The organism is Enterobacter sp. 61D5 (assembly GCF_034107965.1).
Lineage (GTDB): Bacteria > Pseudomonadota > Gammaproteobacteria > Enterobacterales > Enterobacteriaceae > Enterobacter > Enterobacter cloacae_M.
Window position 1 is genome coordinate 1 of the sequence record NZ_JAWNFK010000029.1, and the last position, 10,133, is coordinate 10,133.

Here is a 10,133-nt window from a genome sequence, read left to right on the forward strand (position 1 = left end):
ATTGATAGCACACCAGACAGGCGAACTTTATGGAGCACGACGAAATGATTCATATTCCAGTGGAGAATACAGGGGAGAGAGAGGGACTTCAGGTCTTCCGGCTCTAACCTGACAGCACGGGAAGACAGGCTGATACCCGCGGCACACTCAATCAGCCTCTGCAGGGTCATCCCCTGAGTACTGACACTGAAGCGTTCACGGAGTGTGGGTAAATCCGTCTGCAGACCATGCCAGCAGGCCATCATTGCCAGACACGCCAGTCCACATTCTGCTGACTCTGTCTGCCGGATAACGGGGAGCTGTTTTATCCCTGTCCAGTTCAGTGATCCCATTACAGTTTTCCTTTCAGACTCCAGAGTGGTTCCGTCAGCCACTCCCATAAATGACGTGTATCAAGGCTGACATCCCCTTCAAGTGTCATACCAGGACGAAGAGGTTCTTTTTTTCCATAAGCCAGAATAAAGGTCTTCTCAGGTTCAACGATGACGCGGTAATGCCCCTCATTTTCCTTCCAGGTCACAGGAGATACGGAGAGCAAATCCGAAGGGGTCAGCGTTGTACGGCTGATTTCACGGATAGTCCCGTACTGAACGCCAAATTTCTGGTACGGGAAGGCGGCGAACCGCAGCGCCACCCGCTGTCCCGGCTGAATAAAACCGGCATTCTGACTGGTGGCATAGAGTTCAACCTGCAGACGCGCATTGTCAGGCATCATCGTCATAACCGGCTCTGATGCCCTGACAGACTGCCCCTGCCTGATAAGCACTGCAGCAACTGTTCCGGATACCGGTGCCGTCAGCGTGAATTTTTCCTGCCCTGCCAGTTCGTCCTGCTGTTGCCTGATCCCCTGCAGCTGTCTGTCCAGTTCAGCCTTACGGCTTTCCCCCTGGACAATGAGGTGATTAAGTTCGTCTCCAGCGGCTTCTATCGCAGAATGCAGTTGCAAAAGCCCCTGTCGCTGATCCTCAACGTTTTGCTGTGCCGTGGAGACATCGATTTGTTTCTGCTGAAATTCAATATCCGAAACGTAATGTGTGCCTGCCAGTTTTTTATAGCGGGCCATGACGGATGTGGCCAGCCCGACCTGATGTTCAGCAAGTAACAGACGTTGCTCTGCACTTCTGATCTGTGGCTGCATGGAGGCGATTCGCTGCTGCACAGCTTTCTGCTGTTGTTGATTGTCGCGAGACTCCAGCATCTGCTGAGAGCCCAGCATGATATACTGTGTTCTGAGAGACAAACTCATAGCTGCCAGCGTACCCGTTCCCTGCCCGTCATAATGCTCGCCGCTGATGTGATAAAGAGATTCTCCGGCAATAACATGCTGACCTTCCGATACCGTCAGTCTGGTGACGTATCCGGTAAATTGAGGGGTTATTTTGATTAACCCAGATGAGGGCATAACGATACCCGCAAGATGAGCCTTGCGAGTGTAACTGCCATAATAAACAAACAGTGATATGCACAATAGCAGGAAAAGAGTTGCTACAGAAAATACTGTTAATGAAAAGGATGCTGGCAATATAATGTCGCCATGCTCATTTTCGCTCTGATAGTTAAGCGCTTCGTCCCTGAATACTTTCATTGTTAAAAGACGTTTAGATTCGATAGTAAAATCACAAAGGCATTCATAGATGAATGCAATAACATGGGCGACAATAAACTTCCAGATTTGATCCGTGAAAATGAAAGGATTATAGAGACGATAAATAGCACGGCAAAGTTAAGCAATCCGGTATATTGTGTATGCATACCACAGAAAATTGCTGAAGATAACACAATTGGTAATATCAAACCACCTTTGAATATATTACAAAAAAAATCCATGAGACACCCTCTATAAATACATTCTTCATAGAAAGGCACGACAAAAATAGCAAACAAGTATGGTGTGATGTAATAACTGGGAATGTGAAGGGCCTCGAAATCTGGCTCTTTTTTTACATAGATAATGAGTTGAATAAATAATATAAGAAGCAGGCACGTTAATAACGTTGTTAAACCACCAATTCTCAAGTGCGATTTATAAATATAGATAAATATCCAAAGACCAAGAGCAAACTCTGCTATGTACATAAAATACAATGACTTTTCCAAGCCTACCCATTTTGTAGTTAGAAGAGGTAGTGCAGTAATTGCAATAGAAATAATAACTGGCACAAGATACAAATCCTTTCTTTTTTTTAACTCCATGCATCCTCCTTAAATACTCACCAGTACTCAATAGCATAATGATAGAAATATTTTTTTTATAGTTAAACTATTTCTTGCCATTGATCTTCTGACAGCTTTCGTATCCGGTCATTCGAATATACAATCGAATTCCCCATCTACTTATTGCTATAAGAACAATTATCATAGTAATAAACTTAGAAATCTTTTCGCTACGTGATGCTGACTCTATGTCAAGAACATTAGCAAAATTCAATAGCTCAAAACCAATGATGAAGAGTATCAAGTAAGTTACGAAATAAAATATTTTTCTCATATGTATAAAATAAAAAACTTTAAAATAAAAATGCGACAATCCCACTATTACCGCATCATCATTAAGAATGATCGGGGAAATGATGATTCTTGATGATTTAGTGGGACTATAAAAGCTAATTATATAATCACCACCGACATTGACCGGCAAAGTCGGTGGATTTCTGATTACCACCTTTAGAATCAGCTTTACTGAAACTATTCGTGGTACATTGGCCAGCAATAGCTCCACCAATAACGCCAGCAGTCATACCGATTGGCCCGCCAGGAGAACCTGCAACTAACCCGCCTAAAATCCCAGCTCCACAGGAATCAACGCCATTGTAAATACTGCCATTTCTGGAGCCAGAGCCATTTGAACTAGATGAATTTTTCGAGCCACCATAATTACGGTCTGAGGCATCCAGGCCGTTAGCACCCCCGCCACTCACCTGCGCTATTTCATCAAAACTTAACTCTCTGGTATTTAACATAAAATCCCTCTTTTGTTGTTTTAGCAAAATGTGCTATCCGACTGTTACATATACGAAATGTGTGTGAATAGTGAATATTTGTAATTAAATGTAAATATCGAGGAATGTGTATCAAATATTGGCCCTAATGCGTTAATTTTTTTAGTAAATTCATGTGGTTATTTTTTATGAAGTAGCTGAATTCGGCAAATCTGGGAAGGGCTGTAACCAGTAGCATCTGCGGTTTCCTGAATGCTCAGTTTCTTAACCTGCCGGTAGTACATAACTTTCTGATGCCGCTCATGATCAGCCTGCTTCCCCCGGTATTTACCCAGTGTGTGCGCTCGTTCAATGCCCTGTTTTTGTCGCTGGCGGCGACTCAGCCAGTCTTTATGAGACATTGCGGCCATCAGATCGATAAGCATATTGTTGATGGCGCTTATCACGGCACGGGTGACTGGGTCTGCCTGTGAAGCGCCTTTATCTGACAGCGCCTGCCATGAGGTAGGGACATCCAGGCTGACAATCCGAAGCTCATGTTGTTCTATCTGCTTTTTCAGCGTCATCCAGTCGCTGTTACTCAAACGGGTCAGACGATCTATCTGTTCGACCAGCAGGATATCATTGTGGTGACTGTCCATCAGTAAGCGCCCCAGTTCCGGACGGTCAAGTTTTGTCCCGCTGATATTTTCCCGGTAGTAGCTGGCGATTTTATGTCCCCGTTCCTGGACGAACTGCTCCAGCATCTCTTTTGCCCGATCGGCAAATTGGTCTTCCGTCGATGCCCTCAAATAAGCTCTGATGAACATTTTTTTCACCGCATTATCGCATTTAGGTTATTGAATTTAATCTATCGCATATAGGTTATGTCATTCATTGTGTGCCGTCACGTTTTGGTTATTGTGTAAGGGTGTACCCTTATGCGATAAGCATTTTTGTTAAAAATACCGCACCGAATAATTTATGAGGGAAACTATATGGCAAGGAGGCAGATTCTTTCTCTGTCGGAAAGAGAATCATTATTGGCATTGCCAGATGATGAGTTAGCGCTGACCCGAATGGCCTATTTCAGTGAGCACGATCTGGCACTTATCAGTGCTCACCGTAAACCTGCCAGCCGTTTTGGTTTTGCCGTCCTTCTTTGCTACCTGAAAAATGTCGGCTTTGCTCCGGATAAAAAAATCCCACCCTCTGATGCGCTGCTGAAGCATATCGCCAGCAGGCTAAAGCTTACCGGGGATCTCTGGCCTGCTTATCTTTCCGGCAGGGATACGACCCGACGTGAGCATTTAACCGAACTGTACCGCTATCTTGGCGTAAAGGCGTTCACCGGCAAAATACAGCAGAACTGTATTACGCACCTGTTGTCGATGGCGACGCGCACCGATAAAGGTATTCTCCTGGCCGAAGAGTTACTGGCCTGGCTCCGACAGAACAACGTGATAATTCCCGTGATTGATGTCGTGGAACGCACCTGTGCGGAGGCCATGGCTGGCGGAGATAAAATCGTATTTCAGACCCTGAATGCCCCGTTAACCCCGGCGCACAAGCATGCCCAGGATCGTTTACTTGAGTCATCAGATAATCAGCCTTCCAGGCTGACATGGCTTCTGCAACCGCCGGGTAAAATCAATGGTAAGAACGTGCTGCAACATCTTGATCGGCTCAGTAGCATTGAATCGCTGGCATTACCTGAAGGTATAGATCGTACCATTCACCAGAATCGGTTGCTGAAACTGGCGCGGGAAGGCCGAAAGATGAGTAGCCGGGATTTGACCCGATTTTCAGCAGCCCGCCGTCATGCGATCCTGGTGTGCGTGCTGGAAGAAGCCAGAGCCACACTGACAGACGAAGTGATTGAGCTGCATGAGCGAATGCTGAACAGCCTTTTCAGCAAAGCCAAAAGAACACAGGCTGAGCGCCTTCAGCAGACCGGAAAGCTGATCCAGTCCAAACTGAGGCAGTACATCGATGTTGGTCAGGCGCTGTCTGATGCCCGCGACTCCGGTGGCGATCCATGGCTCGCAATAGAAAACATACTCCCTTGGCCTGAATTTGTCGCCAGTCTGGAGGAAACACGCCATCTCGCCAGAAAAAATAATTTTGACCCGCTGCATATTATTACTGAGAAATACAGCACATTACGGAAATATGCCCCGCGCATGTTGTCCACTTTACAGTTAGTCGCAACCCCGGCAGCACAACCTCTGGCTGATGCGCTGGTTGTGATCAAGGATATGTACCGGAAGCAGTCACGTAAAGTTCCGGCGACTGCGCCGTTTGAGTTTGTCCCTGAAAGCTGGCGCAAGGTGGTGATTACACCTGCGGGTATTGACCGGCAGTATTATGAATTTTGTGCGCTCAGCGAGCTTAAGGGAGCGTTGCGCTCCGGGGACATCTGGGTTAAAGGCTCACGCCGCTACAAAAATTTTGATGATTACCTCATTCCCGAAAAGGACTTTGACAAACTCACACAGGCGCTGCCACTGCCCGTATCTGCTGATTATCATGAGTACATTGCCAGCCGTATGACTCTGCTTCAGTCCAGACTTGAAGAGATCAATGCCATGGCTGCCCTTGGTGAACTGCCCGATGTGGAAATATCCGACAGGGGCGTAAAAGTCTCTCCGCTGGATGACTGCGTTCCGGCACAGGTTTCACCGCTGGCAGAACTGGTTTACAGCATGCTGCCGCGACCTAAAATCACGGAAATTCTCGACGAGGTAAACAGCTGGACGACGTTTACCCGTCATTTTTCGCATATAAAAAATGACATTACCCGTCCCGATACCCGCCTGCTCCTCACCACCATTCTTGCGGATGGCATCAATCTTGGCCTGACCAAAATGGCAGAAGCCTGCCCCGGGAGCACCAAATCATCACTCGAAGATATTCAGGCATGGTACATCCGCGACGAAACCTATTCAGCCGCTCTTGCTGAGCTGGTAAATGCGCAGGGAAAAAGACCACTGGCGGCATTCTGGGGAGACGGAACAACGTCATCATCAGATGGACAGAATTTCAGAACAGGCAGCTCAGGCCGCTACGCAGGGCAGGTTAACCCGAAATATGGGCAAGAGCCTGGACGTCAGTTTTATACCCATATTTCGGATCAATACAGCCCGTTTTACACCTGCATAATAAGTCGGGTCAGGGATTCAACCCATGTTCTCGATGGCTTGCTGTATCACGAAAGCGACCTGGAAATCAGGGAGCATTACACCGATACAGCTGGTTTCACCGATCATGTCTTTGCCCTGATGCATCTGCTAGGCTTTGCGTTCTGTCCACGAATCAGGGATCTCCACGACAAAAAGCTGTTTATCAAAGGGAAAGCAGAACAATACCCGGCGCTTCAGTCACTGATATCAACAACCAGCCTGAATCTGAAAGAGATCGAAATTCACTGGCGTGAAGTACTGCGCCTAGCAACCTCGATAAAGCAGGGAACCGTGACGGCATCCCTGATGCTGAAAAAGCTTGCCAGCTACCCCAAGCAAAACGGACTTGCCAAAGCACTGAGGGAAATTGGCCGTATTGAACGAACGCTGTTTATGCTCGACTGGTTCCGCGATCCGGCACTTCGTCGGCGGGTCCAGGCGGGACTGAATAAAGGAGAAGCCCGTAATGCGCTGGCGCGCGCGGTATTCCTGCACCGTCTGGGTGAAATCAGGGATCGTAAACCGGGAAATCAGAGCTATCGCGCCAGCGGACTGACGCTGCTGACGGCAGCTATCTCGCTGTGGAATACCGTCTATATGGAAAGAGCGGTCGATGCCCTGAAGCGTAAAGGGATGAAGATCAACGAGCAACTGCTATCGCATTTGTCCGCGCTAGGCTGGGAACACATCAATCTTACTGGCGATTATATCTGGAAAAGCAACCGGATACCGGCTTCAGGTAAGTTTCGTCGGCTGCGGCCAGCTAAAGTAGAAAGGTCAAAAAACGACCTTAACGTACAATAATTTTCGATATCCAAACTGACCCCAGGCATGCCGCCTGGGCATTACAGTTCCGCTTACCGGCAGACTCTGTCGCTACAGTGTAAATGTGCCGATGATCACGGCTTTACGTCAGAAATGGCATCTTTATGCTATTCCAGCCGACGAAATTTTCGGCAGCTTCTTCGACGCCATGAATGCCTTTGAGTGCCCGTTTGGTCATTCCGAATTGCCGCGTAACATGCATGATACAGAGAAAGCCGGTGTTGCTCTCAGACTCGCCTGGCTTGAACGAGGCCATCCCAGAGCCAGTGCTGTTGCTGATGTACTCTCTGCTGCAGGCTTTCCGGATTTCGGTAAACAACTGAATCTGCTGTCCATACAAACGGCTGAAACAATATCCCTGGAACGACCTTAATCCCGCCTGAGTTTAAAATTTCAGTGTCGATCGGTTATTATTCTGACGGAAGCATGCTATGGCCCGGATTAATACCGACGCGAGCTGCCTCGTATAACGAATTTTGATACAGGGAGTAGGCAAGCTTGACGCTGACAGATAAATCGGGCCATCTTGCATGGTGCGCCCTGGTGGCACTTGCGCTGGCCAGACAGGATGGTGGCGTTCTGTCGCCGGCACAGGAAAACCTCTTTCTCACCCGATGGCTTGCGACTGCGCTTAAGCAACGCCGGTTTTCGCGTGATGTTACACCCGATATCGAATGGCTTCTGAAGCAGGGGCGCCAGCTGGGCATCAGCGCGAAGCTGGCCAGCAAGCTGAATTACCTCTGGCGCTCCTGCACCGGTGAGTTGTCCGAGCAGAACGACCTGTTCCGGCTGACGTATGCCCTGGAAACAGCGAAAGATATGCACTGGAACTACCGTCTGCTGAGCGATCGCGAATGGTCCGGCCGAAATGCCGTGGCGCTCAGTGCGGGCGTGAACGGCATTTATCTGTCCCGGGACAACCTCGATGTCGCTTTTGACGACAGCGGCCGACAGATATATCCGCTGACAGCGGGTCTGACGGGGAATGTGGCGGGGGTGATTAAGCTGTTTAATCGCTGTGACTGGCACGCAGAGCCTGAGTCTGGTGCCTCCCTGCCCCACCAGTTTACGCTGATGGCCGGACAGGGAGTCTCAGGAAAGGATTAGTGGCGGATCTGCGCAAGGTCGTCTTCAGACAGACCGGTCATTTTCATGACGGTACTGCGATCGATACCGTTCTGCAGCATGGTACGGGCAATTTTAAGGGTAGCTTCACGCTCTCCTTTTTCAATACCGCGCTGTTCACCGAGCTGCAGGCCTTCAGCCCTGCCCTTCTCGATGCCCTTCTCGATACCCTTCTGTTCAAGCTGTTGTGCGATGGTCATGAGTGCGTCTCCGTGTTGCGGCACACGCTGTGCCAGTTCGCGTACAAAGGCTTCGGCGTCAGCTGTTTCGCCTGCCTGCACGATATAGTGTACCAGCGATATTACCTGGGATGAAGACAGATATCCGGCCAGCAAAATGGGTGCCAGCCGGTCAACCAGTTCAGCGAGGTCCCGCTGATGAATATGTTTCTGCAGCAAAGTCAGTGCGGCCATACTGCGATGGCCGGCGATTTCATCATCCGGAATGACCGTAACGTCTACCAGCGGGAAAGCGCTGCTGTAGAGCTTGCCTGCCAGCGCCGGATTGTCAAATTCATCCAGCCACCGGGTTGAATAAGGATACGGGCTGCGTTTACCCGTATAGAACAGCACCGGTATCACCAGAGGCAGTTTTTTATGCCCTGCCTCCAGGTGGCGCTGCATAGCGGCCACCGCATAGCGTATCAGGCGGAAAGCCATATGTTTGTCAGGCGTTGACTGGTGCTCGATCAGAACATGAATATATCCGTCGCCGGCTGTGGTTTTCAGACTGTAGAGGACGTCACTGAAATACTGGCGGAGATCTTCCTCTACGAACGAGCCGGACTCCAGCTTCAGTGTGCTGAGATCGCAGACTGAGCGCAGTTCTGCAGGCAGGTGAATTTCCATGAAATCCCGGGCAATATCCGGTTGCGTCAGGAACTGCCTGAACGTGGCATCGTGGGGAGTGAGTGTGCTGCTTTTCTTCTTCATCAGCCTGGCTCTGAAAAATGACCCCGATATGTTACCACTACTGGCTGCACGCTGCTCTATGAAGGTACATGCATTATCGCTAGTATCAAAATAGCTGAGAGAAGGCCGATCACCACAACATTAAACAGAGTGATTTTTAGCCTTCCGAGCGAACATGAAATTTCTTCTTTTTCTTTCCTGTTTGCCTGCTCTATGAGCCAGCGTGCATATGCATCATTTTTTTTAGTGGATGGCATAAGTTCTTTCTTCCTTGCCGGGAATGCCGGCGTTCGGTATCTAACTAACGCTGGCGCAGACTCTGATGACCGTCATTTTTGAAACTCCAGCCAGACGGGCTGTTTCCCGCAGCGATTTACCGTTGACCAGACGCAGAGTGCGTATCAGTTCATGTTTCTGCGCATCAGCTACCCTGCCCCGATATTTGCCCTCTGCTTTTGCCTTGCTTATACCTTGAGCCTGGCGACGTCGCCTGTCCTCGTAGTCTTTTCGGGCAATAGCGGCGAGCATATCCAGCATCATGCCATTTACGGCCTTCAGCATGCTACGGGTAAAGTCATCACTTACTGTGCTGGATAGCGCCAGATGGCTGGTTGGTAGATCAAGGCTGACGATGGCCAGCTGCTTGTCGGTGATTTGCTTTCTGAGGGTCTCCCAGCCCCCATCATCCAGACGGGTAAGCCTGTCGACTTGTTCAATGAGAATGATATCACCGGGTTCTGCATCTTCAAGAAGCCTGATTAGTTCAGGGCGGTTCATTGTCGTACCGGATACATTATCGATATACCAGCCAGCAATACGATGGCCATGTTGGTTTGCAAATGCCTTGAGTGCATTTTTTGCCCGACTGGCATCCTGCTCTGATGTTGATGCCCGGAGGTAACCAAAAACGAACATTATTTGCCCTTCTGGTAACATTTAAGTGGTCTTGTGTAATATGGTATCACTTATGTGGTCACAATAACATTCTTCGGTATCTTTGCTGATGGTATATATAGAGCATACCCAATTGTTACAACCTGACGCGCCCGGTGGGCTTGTCCAACCCCTCCCCTGTTCAGAAACGAGTTCTGAACAGACTCACGGTTTGCGCGGCTGGTCAACAAAATAAAATACGATCACCTGAAATATTTGTAAGCGTACAGCGCGAACCG

The 10,133-nt window shown here is 48.9% G+C and carries 10 protein-coding genes; 3 read left to right on the forward strand and 7 right to left on the reverse strand.

The features are described 5' to 3' along the window. The 5 genes from UTM25_RS21780 to UTM25_RS21800 form a co-directional block, all read right to left on the reverse strand. The coding region (locus UTM25_RS21780; protein WP_320715348.1) for a cysteine peptidase family C39 domain-containing protein at nt 1–332 on the reverse strand (332 nt) is incomplete at its 3' end. Continuing rightward, the gene (locus tag UTM25_RS21785; RefSeq protein ID WP_123061096.1) at nt 332–1,585 is read right to left on the reverse strand and encodes an HlyD family secretion protein; all 1,254 of its coding nucleotides are present in this window, start codon (nt 1,583–1,585) and stop codon (nt 332–334) included. The genes UTM25_RS21785 and UTM25_RS21780, both read right to left, overlap by 1 nt. 2 nt (nt 1,586–1,587) lie before the next feature. Continuing rightward, on the reverse strand, nt 1,588–2,193 hold the full coding sequence (locus tag UTM25_RS21790) for a CPBP family intramembrane glutamic endopeptidase (RefSeq protein WP_194401966.1): 606 nt from the start codon (nt 2,191–2,193) through the stop codon (nt 1,588–1,590). Between the two features lie 422 nt (nt 2,194–2,615). Next, complete coding sequence (locus tag UTM25_RS21795; protein WP_164472314.1) at nt 2,616–2,960, reverse strand: hypothetical protein; 345 nt, start codon at nt 2,958–2,960, stop codon at nt 2,616–2,618. A 158-nt stretch (nt 2,961–3,118) separates the two neighbouring features. Then, entirely contained in the window at nt 3,119–3,748 is a 630-nt protein-coding gene (locus UTM25_RS21800; protein ID WP_123061100.1) for a recombinase family protein, read from the reverse strand. A gap of 168 nt (nt 3,749–3,916) precedes the next feature. On the opposite strand from UTM25_RS21800, the gene UTM25_RS21805 reads away from it, so the two are divergent. The 3 genes from UTM25_RS21805 (at nt 3,917) to UTM25_RS21815 (ending at nt 8,032) form a co-directional block, all read left to right on the forward strand. Further along, on the forward strand, nt 3,917–6,904 hold the full coding sequence (locus UTM25_RS21805) for a Tn3 family transposase (protein ID WP_233108841.1): 2,988 nt from the start codon (nt 3,917–3,919) through the stop codon (nt 6,902–6,904). Nucleotides 6,905–6,938: 34 nt separating this feature from the next. Then, entirely contained in the window at nt 6,939–7,298 is a 360-nt protein-coding gene (locus UTM25_RS21810) for a DUF6685 family protein (protein ID WP_320704300.1), read from the forward strand. A gap of 125 nt (nt 7,299–7,423) precedes the next feature. Then, nucleotides 7,424–8,032: a DUF2913 family protein gene (locus UTM25_RS21815; RefSeq protein WP_123061102.1), complete on the forward strand. Its 609-nt coding sequence runs from the start codon at nt 7,424–7,426 to the stop codon at nt 8,030–8,032. On the opposite strand, the gene UTM25_RS21820 is transcribed toward UTM25_RS21815, so the two are convergent. Further along, nucleotides 8,029–8,982, reverse strand: a complete 954-nt coding sequence (locus UTM25_RS21820) for an Rpn family recombination-promoting nuclease/putative transposase (RefSeq protein ID WP_123061103.1) — start codon at nt 8,980–8,982, stop codon at nt 8,029–8,031. The two genes, UTM25_RS21815 and UTM25_RS21820, sit on opposite strands and share 4 nt — an antisense overlap. A 276-nt stretch (nt 8,983–9,258) precedes the next feature. After that, nucleotides 9,259–9,876, reverse strand: coding sequence for a recombinase family protein (locus tag UTM25_RS21825; protein WP_123061105.1), 618 nt, complete (start codon nt 9,874–9,876; stop codon nt 9,259–9,261). Nucleotides 9,877–10,133 lie beyond the last annotated feature (257 nt).